The sequence below is a fragment of the Cyclonatronum proteinivorum genome (genome assembly GCF_003353065.1).
In the GTDB taxonomy this organism is placed as follows: Bacteria; Bacteroidota; Rhodothermia; order Balneolales; family Cyclonatronaceae; genus Cyclonatronum; species Cyclonatronum proteinivorum.
Genome location: NZ_CP027806.1, coordinates 214092 through 230736 on the forward strand (window position 1 = coordinate 214092; position 16645 = coordinate 230736).

A 16645-nucleotide genomic window follows, 5' to 3' on the forward strand; every position below is an offset into this window, starting at 1 on the left:
TATTGAGGGTTAGTAGCGTGATTCACCTAAAGCGCTCCTGCAAAAAGGCAAGATTCACCCGTACGGCAGAGACCGTGCCGGAATAGGCAGCATGAATGACCTGCCCGTTACTTCGGCTGCAAAGATCGCCAATCGCAAGTACGCCCGGCACCGAAGTTTCATAGGTATCATTCACCTGCACGGCGCCTCTGCCGGAAAGCTCACAGCCGAGGTCTTCTGCCAGCTTTGTATGATGACGCATGGTCCCGGGAGCATAGCAGGTTTCGAAGGCATGGGGCTGCGCCGATTCCACTGTGTGGATGAGCAGATCACCGGGTGTGCCTTTAATCCGGTAAATGGTTTCATTTTTTAACCGGATGCCGTTTCTGTGCAGCATTTCGAGGACTTCATCGGGAAAATCAACCTGCTCCCCCTGCGTAAACACCGTGATATCGTTTGTCCAGTTTGCCAGGGTCGAAGCCATAGCAACCCGCGAGGCCCCCTGACTAATCAGTGCCGTTTTCCGGTTTCGGTTTTCCCAGCCGTGGCAGTAGGGGCAGTGATAGATGCCATTGCCCCAAAGTTCTTCAAGACCCTCAATGCCGGTCAGCAGCTCGTCGTGTAAACCGGTTGCCAGCACAAGAAAGCGTGCTTCATACTGACCGCCATCCGCCGTCTGAACTGCAAAACCGTTTTCGGTTTTTGTTGCTGAAACGATTTCCCCGTTCTTCATCTGCAAAAACTCCTGATACTGCCGGAGTTGCCCGTGAACCGTCGCAGCGATTTCGCGCGGGTTTTCGCCATCCCTGGAGAACAGGTTGTTGGCTGTGGGCGACATCCGGTTGCGGGGCAGGCCGCTATCAATCATCAGCGTGCTACGCATGCAGCGCCCGAGACCCATCGCAGCAGAGAGACCCGCAAAACTGCCTCCTGCAATGATTACATCATACGTTCCTGATTCCGGAGCCTTGGCAAAACTCTCCCACACTGCGGCTGCGGGAACGTGATGCCCGGTGAAAGGCATCTGAAACATAAGCCCTGCGCCGGCGCCTAAAAGGCTGGATTTTAGAAAAGTTTTTCGGTTCATAAGGGTTAAAATGGAAAAAGAAGCTTTTTGCACAATCTAAATGCAACATGGTTTTAGCGGCAGCTAATATACCCTCGAAGCACATCTACTGCAACTAACTTGCATTTGATTTACCCTTCTTTACCAAACAATCCTTATCCTTTTGTGTTGGTTTGCTTGCGAGCCCAAATAAACTTATGCAGCTGTTTTGAAAAAGCTAAGCGGCTGCTGTACCTTTCCGCATGATCCCTCAACAGTTTACCCAAATAGCCCAAAATGTCTCGGACTACCTGGGCACTTCCGTCGGCATTTCCGAAAACCTGCTCCACAGCCTGGTTATCATCCTGGTACTGCTCCTACTGCGCTACCTGATGATCGCGTTTGTGTTCTGGAAGAGCAAAACCCCGTCGGTTCACTACAACTTCAGGCGGTACTCGGCGCAGGTCTTTTTTGTGATCGGGGTGTTTTTGATTGGAAGAGTCTGGTTTGAAGGCTTTCAGTCCATTGCTACATTTTTGGGACTGCTCTCTGTTGGTTTGGCGCTTGCCCTACGCGAGCTGCTCACCGACCTTGCCGGGTGGGTCTATATTATTGTGAGGAAGCCGTTTGAGATGGGCGATCGCATTGAAGTAGCCGGGGTGAAGGGGGATGTGATCGACAAACGGCTGTTCACTTTTTCCGTGATTGAAATCGGCAACCGCGTTGATGCGGAACAGAGCACGGGGCGCATCATCCATATCCCCAATAACAAGGTTTTTTCGGATCCGGTAGCGAATTACACAAGCGGCTTTCCTTTCATCTGGCACGAAATCCCGGTAACCATCACTTACGACTCCAACCACACCAAAGCAAAGGAATTGTTTCAACAGGTACTTGAAACGCATGCCGAGATGTATGTACACGAAGCACAGCAGGCCCTTGTGCAGGCTCAGGAGAATTTCATGCTCAAATACACCATCCTCACGCCAACTATTTTCCTGACGGTGCGTGAAAATGGCATCCTGCTCTCCGCCCGGTACTTATGCCCCGTACGCAAGACCCGCGCAACCGAACAAGCCATCAGCCTTGATCTGCTTCAGAAGTTCAGCGCCGAACCGGATATCCGCTACGCCTTCAGCAACATCCGTCTGCATCAGGGTGGCAGCGGTCAGAAGCCTTCGGAAGCCTGATCACACTTTTTCGATGGAAAAAATGTGAATTGCTACACTTTTTCGGGGGAAAAAGTGTAGCTTTCATTTATTTCTCCAACATCCTCTCATTTCTATGGAAAGAACGGCGCTTCAGGAACTCAACAGCTGGAAAATCAAATCACCCCGTAAACCGCTGATTTTACGGGGTGCGCGTCAGGTTGGGAAAACATGGCTGATGAAGAAATTCGGCGCGGATTCCTTTGAAAACACCGTATATATCAATTTTGAGCGGCAGCCGCATCTGAAGCAACTATTCGATCAAACCATGAATCCGCAGGAGATACTGACTGCACTTCAAACCGACGCCAATACCCGCATTCATCCTGATAAGACCCTAATTATATTTGATGAAATTCAGGAATGCCCCAAAGCCATAACCGCACTCAAATATTTCTATGAAGAGGCGGACAACTACCCGGTTATGGCTGCAGGCTCACTCTTGGGGGTTGCCCTGCATCAGTCAGTTTCTTTCCCGGTAGGCAAAGTTTCCTTTCTGGATCTGCACCCCATGACCTTCGAAGAGTTTTTGCTTGCCACAGGTAACGATCAAATGTGTCAGGTCCTGAAATCATTGAATTTCGGTCTGATGAGCGCACTGCATGAAAAGTTGACCCGCCTGCTGAAAACCTACTATGTTACGGGCGGCATGCCGGAAGCTGTGCTGCACTATGCGACAACCGAGCGGCTTGATGAGGTCCGTGAAATTCAGATCACCCTGCTGCAAACCTATGAACAGGATTTTTCCAAACATGCACCGGCTGCTATAGTGCCACGCATAAGGATGGTGTGGAATTCTGTTTTGGGTCAGCTGGCGCAGGAAAAACGTAAGTTTGTTTACGCACATATCAAAGAAGGTGCAAGGGCCAAGGATTTCGAGATGGCGCTGGCCTGGCTTGTTGATTGTGGGCAGGTTCACAAAATTCACGCCGTAAGCAAACCGCATCTGCCACTAAAAGCTTACGAAGATCTGGCGGCCTTTAAGTTGTTTCTTCATGATGTAGGGCTGCTTGGTGCAATAGGCAAGCTTCCGCCGCGCACCCTGCTGCAGGGCAACACCATTTTCACCGAGTTCAAAGGCGCACTGACGGAACAGTTTGTCTGTCAGGAATTAACTGCTTTATCCAATCTTCCGCTCTACTACTGGTCTGCTAAAAAAGGAGCTGCGGAAGTTGATTTCGTTGTTCAAAAAGAGGACCGGATTATCCCGATAGAAGTGAAAGCGGAAGAAAATCTTAAGGCAAAAAGCCTGCTTGTGTACCACGACCGTTTTCACCCGGATCTTGCAGTACGTTCATCGCTATCACCGCACAGGATATCTGATTGGCTTCACAACATTCCGCTCTATGCGTTAGGGTTTTATTTCCGATGATGGTCTTTGTTTATCTCCTCCCACCTATACGCCATATTCCGCGCTGTCTCCCGTGCGAGCGTCTCATCAGCGAGCCGACTGACCAACTCCAAGCTCAGGTCAATGCCCGCTGAAATACCCGCCGAGGTAAAAATGCGACCGCATGCTGCGGCTACAATTCGTTTGTCAGGTATGACCCTGATTTTCGGATAGCGCTGCTGCAACCCGGCAGCATCTTCATGATGAGTGGTACATTCTTTACCATTAAGTAAACCTGATTCAGCAACAATAAATGCGCCGGTACAAACCGAGGCAATAAGACAACCCTCCGCATAAAGCGACCTCATTTTTTGCAGAAGTTTAGTATTGGTGAGCTGCGGTTCATGGTCGCCGCCCGGCACAATGAGCACATCAGGCTTGGGAAGGCTGTCGAAATCGCAGGTAGCGGACACGGTAAATCCGGGTCGGGTTTCAATGGGGCCCTTTATTTCACCGAATAGTGAAGGACTGAATACCGGTTTGTACTGCCCGGCACGAACAGACATCCTGCCAGCGGTGTAGAAGACTTCGAAAGGACCGGCATAGTCGAGCACTTCTGCGCCTTCGTAAATCAAGACGGCGACACGTATGGGTTTCCAGGGTTTATCATTATCAGACATGATATGCAGGTAAGTTTTGATGATGAACCTGTGGCTGAAACCATCTTTATAAAGGGCTTCAGCCGGATTTGTATGCTTCCGAATATCCGCTAATTTCAGCCCAAGGCAAACCACTCAACTCAGATTCTTTTTTTCATACAGATGAACAAACCTTCTGTCCCCAAAACACTGCTGCGCTATTTTCTGCAGGGACTGCTCTACATCGCCCCGCTCGCGATTACGCTCTACATCCTGATTGCCCTGTTTTTATTTATAGACGGCCTGCTCCGGGTTGCGCTTCAGTCCTTTGTTGGACCGGTCATTCCGGGGCTTGGCCTGCTGTTCAGCATTCTGATACTGATTCTGCTCGGGTTTTTCGGTCAGACCTTTATCGGGCGACCGCTCAAAACCTGGCTGGAAAGTCTTGTGGCCAAAATTCCGATTCTGAACATCGTGTATTCGGCTTTTGCGGATTTATTTTCCTCGCTGATCGGCACCGAAAAGAAGTTCAACAAGCCCGTGCTTGTGCTGGTGAATCCGGTCACCAATCTGGAAAAAATGGGATTTCTGACCGAAGAAGACCTTCATTTTCTGGGCGAGCGGGACAAGGTTGCGGTCTATTTTCCGCACTCCTATAATTTTTCAGGGGAAATGTTCGTCGTGCCCGCCACGCAGGTGCGCGCGCTCGATCTGCCTTCGGGGGATGTGATGAAGTTCATCGTTTCAGGCGGGGTAGCGGGCTTTCCGAAAGCCGAAACAGAAGATCAGCGTACCAAGGGCTGATGGCTGAGGCCGAATTTCAGGGCTGTAAACGCTCACCGTGTCGGGATGCCTGTCGCATGGCTGTTGCCGCAAAAAGCACCCAAGCCGGTCGCACCGGCACCCCTGCATGACCAAGCTGACGCACCGCCCATTTGTTGCTGTTCCGGAAAACCGTGTAGCGCGGATCGGAAGCATAAAAGCGGGAATCACCATACAATCCATACCCCAGCACTTCTACCTGATTTTCCCGAATGGTGAAATATGCCGCTATTTCTGAAAGCATTTCCTGATAACCTTCGACAGACAGCTCGAGCCGAATGCGCTCAAGGTGCTGCAGCGGCCGCCGCTCAAATGCAGCGAGATGAATCACGGAAGGTGTAGGCCATATTCCGCCTTTGATCGTAGTCCATATTCCGGGGGAATCATCCATATAATAAGCGCGATCACCCCATCCGATTTCAATGTAGCGATGGGATTCCCGGAGATGCAGGTCTTCCGGCATCTTGTCAGCAAAGTTTTCATTGATTGGTAAAATCAACCCGACATGCCAGCCATGCCGGACCAACTCGACCTCCACAACCTCTGCATCATCCGCTGCCGGAAATAAATCGGGCCGGGAAATTGAACAGGCAGAAAGCACAGGAATCAGTACAAGCAAAATCCACAACCGGCAGTGACAGGTATTCATAATCATAATCGCTTGATTGGATTGGAACAGATTTTTTTGGGAAACCCGGGAGAGTAATATAAGACCGCATGTATTGGGCTGTATTCAGGATGGTGAAAGGCAACATTTGAACAAAGCCAGAACTTGATCATACAGGAATCAAAGAAGTAATATACGATTACTCTTTCCAATTCAATTTCAATTTCCAATCCACATATTATACTTCGAACTTTGTACGAACTGCTACTCATCAGGCTGTAATGATAAGGTTGCAAGATTATGGACATAAAAAAATAACTTTGATATTCGATTTCAAAACCGGTATCATTAGAGCAACTGTATAAGCAAATAGTAATATAATTTAATCTGATGAAAGCTATTATTCTTACCCTTTTCGTCTTGGCTTCACTCACGGCCTTCACACACGCCGCGGATCACCACGAAACGAAAGAACTGTTCGTAGTACTTACCTCCGCTAATGCGGAAACCCAAATGATGGCGCTCGTGCTTGCGACGCAGTCCTTCAATCAGGATGTGCCCGTACGTATTTTACTTTGTAGTGAAGCGGGTGACCTTGCCCTGAAAGATTCCGAGTCCCCGGCCTTTAAACCAGCTGACCGTTCTCCTAAACAGCTGCTCATGAATCTGATGAATAACGGCGTAACGGTTGAAGTCTGCGGTATTTATCTGCCTAACCGCGAACACCTCAGCGCAGACGACCTGCTCGAAGGCGTTGGCACGGCACGTCCGCCGGAAGTTGCGGCCTATATGAAACAGCCTCACATACGATATTTCTCTTTTTAGTAAAACTACATTTAATACTACCCCATCAACCCCAAACCCAGCTTATTATGACCAAAAACATGGGCACTGCGGATAAAGCCATCCGCATCGTTGTAGCACTGATTGTTGCCGTACTGTTTTTCACCGGCGTAATCGAAGGCACTCTCGGTATTGTACTGCTTGTCTTTGCCGGCGTATTTGTATTTACCAGCGCAATTTCTTTTTGTCCGCTATACGCACCGCTCGGTATTAAGACCTGCAAAAACTAAGCCGTTCAAACGCTGAACGGTAATTGATTTCTAAAAGCCTCCGGAGTTATCCGGGGGCTTTTTTTGTGGACGTATATTATAACCCTGAACTTATTTTGCCGAAACCGCCCTGAGCGGCCTGACATGTCTCTTTGGCCGGGTCGAAGATAAATCGTACATGGACTGCAAATTGAGCCAAAACTGTGGTGATGTTTCAAAAGCTTCAGACAAAAGCCAGGCCGTTTCGGATGACACCCCTCTTTTGCCCCGTACGATCTCTTTAATTCGCTGCACGGGGATACCAAGATGATCAGCCAATTCTGTTTGTGTAAACCCCATTGGCTCAAGATATTCATTGAGCAAGATGATTCCTGGGTGGGTACTTATTCTGTTTGTAGGAAGCATGGGGTAGTGTTTTGGGGTTTACCCTTTGGGTAAGGAACTGGTCAGTTACATATTCACGTCTTGCGAATAGCTTGTTCTGCGATAAAATTTGAGTTCAACTAAACTACTGAAAACAGTTGCAACGATCCTTAAAAACAAGCACATCTGCTTATTTTTAAGGAGAAACTCCGTGCGCATCACGTGCCGTTTTAGCAATCCGAATGCCCCAGAACTACAATAAGCATTTCCTTTTTGATTTGGTATTTTCCAGACTTCAAAACTAACTCATCGATTCGAGACGACGGTAGAGACGCAAAATCTTGCGTCTCTACAATCCAGGAAACTATGTAATCCCCGGCAAATATTTGAAATCAAAAAAACACCAGAATTTTCTACTTCCGGCAAATATTTGATCCCCGACCAAACATAAAAAACCGCCCGGGCACTACATCACCCCTTCCATTTAAAAAAGCGCTTTCCAAGTCGTATTTCTTATCTTTCCGGCAATCACAATCCACCTAACGGATTGCTCTCTCTTTTTTTACTCCCACACCTTTTTGCTTTCATGGAACAAGTCAAAACCATTCGCGCACCGAGAGGAAACGTACTCAGCTGTAAAGGCTGGCATCAGGAAGCCGCCATGCGGATGCTCATGAACAACCTCGATCCTGAAGTAGCCGAGCGGCCCGAAGACCTCATCGTCTATGGCGGCGGCGGGAAGGCCGCACGCAACTGGCCGGCCTACCATAAAATCGTGGAAACCCTCCGCCGGCTCGAAAACGACGAGACCCTGCTTGTGCAAAGCGGCAAGCCCGTCGGCGTATTCCGCACGCACGAAGAAGCACCGCGGGTGCTCATCTCCAATGCGCAGCTCGTGCCCAAATGGGCGACCTGGCCGGAATTCCGCCGCCTCGAAACCCTCGGACTCACCATGTATGGTCAGATGACCGCCGGTTCCTGGATTTACATCGGTACGCAGGGCATCCTGCAGGGCACCTACGAGACCTTCGCCGAGTGTGCGCGTCAGCATTTCGGTGGCACGCTCGCGGGGAGACTCGTCGTCACCGGCGGACTCGGCGGCATGGGTGGCGCGCAGCCCCTCGCAGCAACCCTCTGCGGCGGCGCCTTCCTCGGCGTTGATGTCGATGAAAGCCGCATCCTCAAGCGGGTCCACGACCGCTACTGCGACGACATCGCCTACTCCCTCGATGAAGCCCTGGATAAGGTGCTCCAGGCCAAAGCCGAAAAACGTGCCTACTCCATCGGACTTGTCGGCAATATCGCCGAAGTCCTGCCCGAGCTGCACCGGCGCAGCATCGAAATTGACGTCCTCACCGACCAAACCTCCGCGCACGACCTCAAACTCGGCTACATCCCTGCGGGCATGAATCTCGAACAGGCCGAAATCCTAAGGGAAAAAGACTACGCCGCCTACGAGAGCGCCGTACTCGACAGCATGTGCACCCACATCGACGCCATGCTTGCCTGCCAAAAACAGGGCGCCATCACCTTCGATTACGGCAACAACCTGCGGGGTCACGTCGCGGATCTCCGTGGCAAAACCGAAGCCTTCAACATCCCCGGCTTCGTGCCCGAATTTATTCGTCCGCTCTTCTGCAAAGGCTCCGGACCCTTCCGCTGGGCGGCCCTCTCGGGCGACCCCAACGACATAGCGGTCACCGATAAAGCGGTGTTAGAAACCTTCCCTGAAAAAGAACACCTCGCCCGCTGGATCAAAAACGCCGGCGAGAAAGTGCATTTTCAGGGCCTGCCCTCGCGTATCTGCTGGCTCGAGTACGGCGAGCGCGCGGAGATGGGGCTCAAATTCAACTGGCTGGTCAGAAAGGGGAAAGTCAAAGCCCCGCTCGTTATCGGGCGCGATCACCTCGATACCGGCTCGGTCGCCTCGCCTAACCGCGAAACCGAGGGGATGCTCGATGGCTCAGACGCCATTGCCGACTGGCCGCTGCTCAACGCCCTGCTCAACACCGCCTGCGGGGCGAGCTGGGTTTCCCTGCACCACGGCGGCGGGGTAGGCATCGGCTACTCCATCCACTCCGGCATGGTCAGCGTAGCCGACGGCACCGACATGGCCGACCGCCGCCTGCAGCGCGTGCTCACCGCCGATCCCGGCACCGGCGTCATGCGCCACGCCGACGCCGGCTACGACATCGCCATCGAAACCGCCAAAACCCGCGGCGTAGATCTGCCCTCGATTGAGTGAGAAGCCGAACGAATAAATTGTAAACAAGCGCAGATAAGCCGGATGGAGAAAGGGCTTGTCTGCGCTTTTTTATTGCCGTAAAAAAATCACTTCATAAACGGCTCAAAAAATGGAAGCTCAACTTCATAAACTATTTTCGGCTTAACCCCGAGCTCAACCCGGTGAAACATCTCAACCAGCTTCTCCCCATCCACAAGCTCCACCTGCGGAGCGCCGTCACGGCTGGCCTCCTTCACCGCATCTGACGAAAACGTACCGGTCGTGATGATAATCCCTTTCTCGGCCCGCCCAATCATCGCGTTTCTGAAATCGCCAACCTGCGCCCGTGAAACCGTACCTTTGTACCGCTTGCACTGAAACAGCACCTTGAAACTCACAAACGGATTAATCTGTAGCGTCCCGTACCCGTCAATGCCCCCATCCCGCGACTGCCCGGTTACAACAACCTGTTCAAAGCCCGACTCGCGCAGCAATCGCTGACAAACTTTTTCAAAACCATGCGGAGTAAGAGACTGCAAAACCTGCAACAGATCGGTCTTTTCTGCCGCTTCTGCAACTTCAGGCGAATCAACCTCATCATCTGCTTCAGGCGCAACAGTGCGCGTTTTTTCCGTTTCCGATTTCTTTCTGGCCTGAGCGTGAATTTTCACCCATTTCCGGAAAACCTCCCGCGATTGCGAAACACTCAGCGTTGCCTCCTCCCCTTTTGAAGTCAGCGCCCACACGCCGTGCTTTGACGAATCAAGCAACCCCTCCCAAACCAGATACTGCCGCGCCCATGCGACCTGATTGTGAAATCTATTTTGCCCTGACTGCAAAATCTCATCACGCTGCTCCTCCGAAAGCTGCAGATTTTCGGCGATTTTAGCCGATACCTCCCTCGGACTCCCGGAACCCCCAAGCTGCCGCAACGCATCAAGCAGCGGCCCAAACCACTTCACAAACTCAGCCGACCGGCCTTTCCTTTTTGACATTTTCTCCGGTTTTTAAATTCAATATTGTCGCGTGCATCAAACACGAAGCCATCTCTTTTAGATACAAAAAATCGCTCATCGAATCCAACCCCATCGCCCTTTTCGCCTGTCGTTATTTTTGGGGGGAAACGCCGTGCGCATCACGGTCTTTCGTGCCAAACCGAACGCTCCCAAACCTACGGCAAACCCCTTGCTTTTTGATTTCGGCGTTCCGGGTCATCCTCAACGAAATCAGCATCAATCCGCCCAACCCGATAAACCCGCGTGCCATCAGCGCAAACAAAGCCGAAACCCGGATCCAATACATCAACGTCCAAAAGTTTAGCGCCCGGCTTCCTATCCAAAAATCTCCAATTTCTTTCCACATCACCCACGACGTGTAAAGAAATCGGGAATTTTTTTATATGTTACTGACTACATGACAACTTTTCCTGGATTTATTTATGAATACCCTTCCTGAAGAGTGGATTTGGACCCCGCTTCCTCCAGACGCTGAACTTGAAACAGCTGCGATTCTGAAGGCTACGATTACCGCGCAGCAATATCTTGCTGAGCTAAAAGGGATTTCTCAGACCATGCCAAACCGGAACATTTTGCTGAGTACCCTCCCGCTGCAGGAAGCACAGGATTCCTCTGAAGTGGAAAACATCGTGACCACGCAGGATGCTCTTTTCAAATCGAAGCTCAGTGGTATTTCCGAAACGGATCACGCAACCAAAGAAGTAAGCAGGTACGTGACGGCGCTCAATACTGGCTTTGAACGCATCAGGCAGGACGGTCTGCTTACCACCCGCCACATCATCGCCATTCAGCAGCAGCTTGAAGATAACGATGCCGGTATACGCGCTTTAGCCGGCACACGCCTCTCCAATCCGCGTACCGGTGAAATCATTTTTGTTCCGCCTCAGGACAAATCAATTATTTTGAGAGCCCTCGATAACCTGGAGCAGTTTATGAATGATGACGAAATGAGCAGCTTGCACCCGCTGATCAAAATGAGCATCATCCATTATCAATTTGAAAGCATCCATCCCTTCTATGATGGCAACGGACGTACAGGGCGCATCATCAACATGCTTTATCTGGTTAAAGAAGGCCTGCTCGACCTCCCGATTTTATACCTGAGCAGATTTGTCATCAGAAATAAATCCGACTATTACCGCCTGCTGCAGCGGGTCAGAACCCACCAAGACTGGGAAAGCTGGATCATTTTTATGCTGCAAGGGGTTGCAGAAACATCACGCGACACCATCCGGGTCATCACGGGTATCAGGACGCTGATGAAGCAATACAAAAAGGGCATTCGGGAACAGTTCCCCTTTTACAGTCAGGACCTGATCAACCATCTCTTCCGCCATCCCTACAGCAAAATCGCGCACCTTCAGCATGACCTTTCAATCAGCCGTCCGACTGCATCCAAATATCTGGAGGAACTCACCGCAGCGGGCTATCTGGAGAAAATCAAAGAAGGCCGCGAAAACTACTTCCTAAACCCCCGCTTGCTGCGGATACTGTCGGGTGATTCACCCTAATAATCAATTCGGTTTTCCCCCTTTGCAACTCCACCCACTTTTGAGTAATCTCTTCCACTATCAAAGCCTCTTCTACTAACTCAACCATTCTCTCTGTGTTTACTCCCTCAACCATCCGCACCCTGCTCGTTATTGGTCTGCTGCTCGGCAGCACCCCTGTGCTTGCGCAGCACGGGCACGGCCATCACCATGAACAGCAGGATGCATCCAACCTGAGCGAGCTCGAAGCCTTGTACTGGCAGCGGCTTGAGGATTCGCGCCAGAACTTTGTGCAGGCCGATGTGGACTTCATGACCGATATGATTGTGCATCACGCGCAGGCGCTCATCATGTCGCGGCTGTCGCCGGAAAACGGCGCTTCGCCCGCGGTGCAGCGGCTTTCGGCCCGCATCATCAATGCGCAGCAGGATGAAATCGCGCTGATGCAGCAATGGCTCCGCGATCGCTCGCAGCCGGTACCCATCGTCCATTTCGACGGCATCGAAATGCACGTGAGCATGGAACAGCCGCAAAGCGCACACAGCGATATGCACGCGCAGCATGATGCCAATGCTCATCACCATGAAGCAGACCATGCATCCGAAGGGCACGAAAACCATCACCCTGAAAATGACCATCATCATGCGCACGAACATGAACAGCACACGGCCCATGAGCCGGATCATCACGTCTCGCACGGGCATCACGGGCATGGGCACGAACACGGGCACAATCACGACGACATGCCGGGCATGCTCACGCAGGCGCAGCTCGAGGAACTTGCCGCTGCGCGGGATGCCGAGTTCGACCGCCTCTTCCTCACCTTTATGATCGAGCATCACGAAGGGGCCGTATATATGGTCAACGAGCTGTTCATGGCCGATGGCGCCGGTACCGATCTTGAATCCTACCGGCTTGCGGTTGATATCTACGCCGAGCAGGTCACCGAGATCGCGATGATGCGCAAGATGCTCGAACGCAAGGGCTTCGACGTGCCTGAGCCGCTGCGCGAACTTCAGGAACAGCAGGCCCGGCTGCGCAATCCGCAGGCCGCCGGTAACGAGCCGCATGGTCACCACGCTCCCGAAACAGAACCTGCGCCAGCCCAACCGCAGCACCGGCATCATCATCACTGATGCGCCGGTTTTGATTTTTTCCTAACATCTCCTTTCCTACTGACTAACTTAATCTCTCCATGAAACACACCTTTGCTACTGTCTTCCCCCGAAAGCTGCTCGCGCTGCTGAGCCCGTTCGCTTTCCTCATCCTGCTCAGCAGCTGTGCCGGTTCCGCTTCCGAGCAAATCCCTTCCCCTGTTCCCGAACCGCAGCTCACGCCCATCCATCAGCTCAGCGCACCCTCCCCTGATCCGCGCGTCGGTCTCGCGCCCGGCCTGTTCGATGCCGAAGAAACCATCTGGAACATGCGCCTGCTTTCAACCCGTCCATCGCCCCGTGATTTCATCGGCGCGTTCAACACTGACCTTGCTTTCAAGGACAATTTCGCCATTCAGGGCAACTACAACGGCATCATCATCTGGGACATCAGCGATCCCGAAAACCCGGTTTTGGTGAATGAGATTTTGTGTCCGGCTTCGCAGAGTGACGTCTCGGTGTACGGCAACCTGCTCTTTGTTTCGGGCGAAGGCCTCGAAGGCCGCCTCGACTGCGGCACTGAGGGCGTAGCCGAGCGCATCAGTGAAGCACGCCTGCGCGGCATCCGGATTTTCGACATCAGCGACATTCACAACCCGCGCTACATCCATGATGTGCAAACCTGCCGCGGCTCGCACACGCACTCGCTACTGATCGACCCGAATGACGACGAGAACATCTACGTCTATGTCTCCGGCTCTGCCCCGGTGCGTCCCGAAGAAGAACTGCCGGGCTGTTCCGCTGCCTTCCCCGATGAAGACCCCGATTCCGCCCTCTTCCGCATCGAAGTCATCAAAGTGCCGCTCGCCAATCCCGAGCTGGCCGAGATTGTTTCCTCTCCCCGCATCTTCGAAGACCTCACCGCGCCCCCGGTGCACGGTCACGCCCCTACCGAACTCGCTATGATTGAAGAGGCGCGCGCTGCCGGCGCGTATATCGCGAGCATCAACGGCCTCGAGCGCGTGATCAGCGGCGGCTGGCTCAGCAGCTTCCTTCGCGATGTTGCCCGCGATAACGGCCGTGAAACGCCCACTGCTGCCGATAGCCTTCAGCTCCGCGATGAGCTTCAGGACCGCCTCGACGCCATGATGGCCTCCCGCGGTCGCCTCGGCGATGTAGGCCCGAATCAGTGCCACGACATCACACTCTTCCCGGAAGTCGGCCTTGCCGGCGGCGCCTGCGAAGGCTACGGCATCCTCCTCGATATCACCGATCCCGTAAATCCGGTGCGCCTTGACGCAGTCGCCGATTCCAACTTCGCCTACTGGCACTCCGCTACCTTCAACAACGACGGCACTGTCGTCGTGTTCACTGACGAATGGGGCGGCGGCACGCAGGCCAAATGCCGCGACACCGACCCGCTGGAGTGGGGCGCCAACGCCATCTTCACCATTGAAGACGGACAAATGGTCTTCCAAAGCTACTTCAAAATGCCCGCGCCCCAAACCCCGCAGGAAAACTGCGTGGCGCACAACGGCTCCCTCATCCCCGTGCCGGGCCGCGACATCATGGTGCAGGGCTGGTATCAGGGCGGCGTCAACATCTTTGACTTCACCGATCCGGCCAACCCCATTGAAATCGCCTTTCACGACCGCGGCCCCATCACCGATCAGCGCCTCATCGTGGGCGGCAGCTGGTCCATCTACTGGTACAACGGCCTCCTCATCAACTCCGAAATCGCGCGCGGCCTCGACATCTTCGAAATGATCCCCAGCGAGTTCATCACCCAAAACGAAATTGACGCGGCCAACACCGTCGAACTGCGCTACTTCAACCCGCAGGGTCAGCCCAAATTTGTGTGGCCGGCATCCATGCCGCTTGTCCGCGCTTACCTCGATCAGCTCGAGCGCGACCGCGAACTCGATATGCTGAGCATCACCGGCCTGCGCAGCGGACTTGCCCGGGCCGAGCAGCTCAACGGCACCGGCAAGCGCGACGCCCTCCTCGCCCTCGCCACCGAAGCCGAAACCCTCACCGCGCGCGCCACCAACAGCCGCAAAGTCAGCGAAATCGCCCGCGTCCTCCGCGAGCTCGCCGGCTAAGCCGCAAAATCTGTAAGCTGCATCCTGGCCTGAGACAGAGCACCCCTTCTTTCTCAGGCCTTTTTTTGGGTGGGGAACTCCGAGAGCATCACTCATATGTTAATTTTGATTCAAATTGGCGTCTAATCGGGCAAGTGTTAGATTAGAAACCAAACAACCGAAATAGGAGCAAGTCTGGCACCCTCGGAGCATCACAATCACCGGTTTAACCGGATGAACCACGCCAGGCATAACCAGACTTGTATCCTGGCGTTGAAAGACAACAGTACCTAGAGCTTAGACCCGTTTCTAAAGCTACCATTCATGAGTGAAATTCATGCGACAGGATCCTGCTTCGGATGCAAATAACACACCACTAAACTATTGATTAGTCATGTTTTATTCCATTGGCATAGATATCTCAAAAGACGACTTCAAGGCCTGCATCCTCGAGTATAACCCTGTTGAACAGACCGAGCGTGTACGCTCCTCCAGAAAGTTTAACAACACCCAGGCAGAGCTGCCCAAGTTTGTCAGCTGGGTCACCAAATGGGAGTCCAAACAGCCTGCACCGGTGCGCATCACCATGGAAGCCACCGGTGTGTATTACGAGCGGGTTGCCCTGCACCTGTTTGATAACCACCCCGAATGGGCATTAAGCGTGGTTTTACCCAGTCAGGCGCGTAGATTCAATGAGTCTGAGGGATTCAAGAACAAAACCGACCGTATTGATGCCCGCGGGCTAGCCCTGATGGGTGCGCGCAAGAAGCTGCAGCTATGGCGGGGCATTAAACCCTATTGGAGCGAGCTGCGTCAGCTCACGCGTACCCGGGGCGCGTTGGTAGAACAGCGGACCCAGCTCAAAAACCAGCTTCACGCTCTCAATTACAGCGCTTACGCTATCAAAGATACGCGCAAGATTGTCCAGCAAACCATCGCTGCCTTGGATAAACAGATCACCAAGCTTGAAAAGCTGATCACCAGGCATCTGGATTCGGATCCGGAGATCGAAGAAAAGGTGGATAAGCTGAAGTCGATTCCGTCGATAGGTTTGATTACAATCTCCACGGTGCTGGCAGAGACGCTGGGCTTTGAATACTTTACGTCAAGAAGCCAGCTGATCAGCTATGCGGGTTACGATATAGTGGTTAAGGAGTCAGGCAAACACAAAGGCAAGAGAAAAATGTCGAAACAGGGCAATGCGCGCATCAGGGCAGCCATGTACATGCCGGTTGGCAATATTTTGTCGCACAGGAAGCAACCATATTACAGCTATTATGATCGGTTAGTCAGCCGGCACGGGATAAAAATGAAGGCCAATGTGGCCTTGCAGAAGAAGTTGTTGTGCCTGATGTACCATTTGTGGAAGAAAAACGAGGCCTTTGATGCCGCGCTGGCGCTCAGGCCGGCCGGCCTGAGCGCCAGCGCGGTATCGCCCAAGGGCGATACCGGTGTTGATACTACCATACCGGAGCTAGAAATGGCATTTTTTGAAGATTAAAAGGAAAAAAATTACTTGACTTTTGACACAGTACCTGGCTGCAGTGCCAACCCGATAGTTCCCAAATCAACGGTACGTCCCTTGCTTTTTGATGCTGGCGCTCCGGGCCTGCAATCACATTTCCTTTGAACCCCAAAAGTTGACGTCACCAATAGTTCATGTATTGAGCTTCCAACTTTCAGAGATAATGCCATT

The 16645-nt window shown here is 52.6% G+C and carries 16 protein-coding genes; 11 read left to right on the forward strand and 5 right to left on the reverse strand.

The features are described from left to right. Positions 1-22: 22 nt before the first annotated feature. Positions 23-1066, reverse strand: a complete 1044-nt coding sequence (locus CYPRO_RS00770) for an NAD(P)/FAD-dependent oxidoreductase (RefSeq protein WP_124245470.1) — start codon at positions 1064-1066, stop codon at positions 23-25. 221 nt (positions 1067-1287) lie between these two features. On the opposite strand from CYPRO_RS00770, the gene CYPRO_RS00775 reads away from it, so the two are divergent. After that, entirely contained in the window at positions 1288-2214 is a 927-nt protein-coding gene (locus CYPRO_RS00775) for a mechanosensitive ion channel family protein (protein ID WP_114982685.1), read from the forward strand. Between the two features lie 94 nt (positions 2215-2308). Beyond that, complete coding sequence (locus CYPRO_RS00780) at positions 2309-3604, forward strand: ATP-binding protein (RefSeq protein ID WP_114982686.1); 1296 nt, start codon at positions 2309-2311, stop codon at positions 3602-3604. On the opposite strand, the gene CYPRO_RS00785 is transcribed toward CYPRO_RS00780, so the two are convergent. Continuing rightward, positions 3592-4242: a DJ-1/PfpI family protein gene (locus CYPRO_RS00785; protein ID WP_114982687.1), complete on the reverse strand. Its 651-nt coding sequence runs from the start codon at positions 4240-4242 to the stop codon at positions 3592-3594. The genes CYPRO_RS00780 and CYPRO_RS00785 overlap by 13 nt on opposite strands. Before the next feature lie 141 nt (positions 4243-4383). Between CYPRO_RS00785 and CYPRO_RS00790 the strand changes: the two genes are divergently transcribed. Then, a complete protein-coding gene (locus CYPRO_RS00790; RefSeq protein ID WP_114982688.1) occupies positions 4384-5004 on the forward strand; it encodes a DUF502 domain-containing protein in 621 nt (206 codons plus the stop codon). A 16-nt stretch (positions 5005-5020) separates the two neighbouring features. Here CYPRO_RS00790 and CYPRO_RS00795 read toward each other — a convergent pair whose 3' ends face one another. Further along, positions 5021-5677 (reverse strand): DUF2459 domain-containing protein, encoded by a 657-nt coding sequence (locus CYPRO_RS00795; protein ID WP_114982689.1) that lies wholly within the window; start codon positions 5675-5677, stop codon positions 5021-5023. A gap of 342 nt (positions 5678-6019) precedes the next feature. On the opposite strand from CYPRO_RS00795, the gene CYPRO_RS00800 reads away from it, so the two are divergent. Both CYPRO_RS00800 and CYPRO_RS00805 read left to right on the forward strand, forming a co-directional pair. Beyond that, entirely contained in the window at positions 6020-6454 is a 435-nt protein-coding gene (locus CYPRO_RS00800) for a DsrE family protein (RefSeq protein WP_114982690.1), read from the forward strand. Between the two features lie 47 nt (positions 6455-6501). Beyond that, positions 6502-6702 (forward strand): YgaP family membrane protein, encoded by a 201-nt coding sequence (locus tag CYPRO_RS00805; protein WP_114982691.1) that lies wholly within the window; start codon positions 6502-6504, stop codon positions 6700-6702. A 90-nt stretch (positions 6703-6792) separates the two neighbouring features. On the opposite strand, the gene CYPRO_RS00810 is transcribed toward CYPRO_RS00805, so the two are convergent. Further along, the gene (locus CYPRO_RS00810; RefSeq protein ID WP_114982692.1) at positions 6793-7086 is read right to left on the reverse strand and encodes a HigA family addiction module antitoxin; all 294 of its coding nucleotides are present in this window, start codon (positions 7084-7086) and stop codon (positions 6793-6795) included. Positions 7087-7630: 544 nt separating this feature from the next. On the opposite strand from CYPRO_RS00810, the gene hutU reads away from it, so the two are divergent. Beyond that, positions 7631-9289, forward strand: coding sequence for a urocanate hydratase (gene hutU, locus CYPRO_RS00815; protein ID WP_114982693.1), 1659 nt, complete (start codon positions 7631-7633; stop codon positions 9287-9289). 86 nt (positions 9290-9375) lie between these two features. Here hutU and CYPRO_RS00820 read toward each other — a convergent pair whose 3' ends face one another. After that, a complete protein-coding gene (locus CYPRO_RS00820) occupies positions 9376-10263 on the reverse strand; it encodes a restriction endonuclease (RefSeq protein WP_114982694.1) in 888 nt (295 codons plus the stop codon). A gap of 197 nt (positions 10264-10460) precedes the next feature. Here CYPRO_RS00820 and CYPRO_RS16395 point away from each other — a divergent pair, with 197 nt between their 5' ends. The 5 genes from CYPRO_RS16395 to CYPRO_RS00845 all read left to right on the forward strand — a co-directional run bounded on the left by CYPRO_RS16395 (position 10461) and on the right by CYPRO_RS00845 (position 16450). Beyond that, positions 10461-10646, forward strand: a complete 186-nt coding sequence (locus CYPRO_RS16395; protein ID WP_124245471.1) for a hypothetical protein — start codon at positions 10461-10463, stop codon at positions 10644-10646. Between the two features lie 60 nt (positions 10647-10706). Next, entirely contained in the window at positions 10707-11795 is a 1089-nt protein-coding gene (locus CYPRO_RS00830; RefSeq protein WP_114982696.1) for a Fic family protein, read from the forward strand. A gap of 95 nt (positions 11796-11890) precedes the next feature. Beyond that, the gene (locus CYPRO_RS00835) at positions 11891-12910 is read left to right on the forward strand and encodes a DUF305 domain-containing protein (RefSeq protein ID WP_114982697.1); all 1020 of its coding nucleotides are present in this window, start codon (positions 11891-11893) and stop codon (positions 12908-12910) included. A gap of 59 nt (positions 12911-12969) precedes the next feature. Further along, positions 12970-14970 (forward strand): LVIVD repeat-containing protein, encoded by a 2001-nt coding sequence (locus CYPRO_RS00840; protein WP_114982698.1) that lies wholly within the window; start codon positions 12970-12972, stop codon positions 14968-14970. Positions 14971-15343: 373 nt separating this feature from the next. Beyond that, positions 15344-16450 (forward strand): IS110 family RNA-guided transposase, encoded by a 1107-nt coding sequence (locus tag CYPRO_RS00845; protein ID WP_114982699.1) that lies wholly within the window; start codon positions 15344-15346, stop codon positions 16448-16450. The last annotated feature ends 195 nt before the right edge of the window (positions 16451-16645 follow it).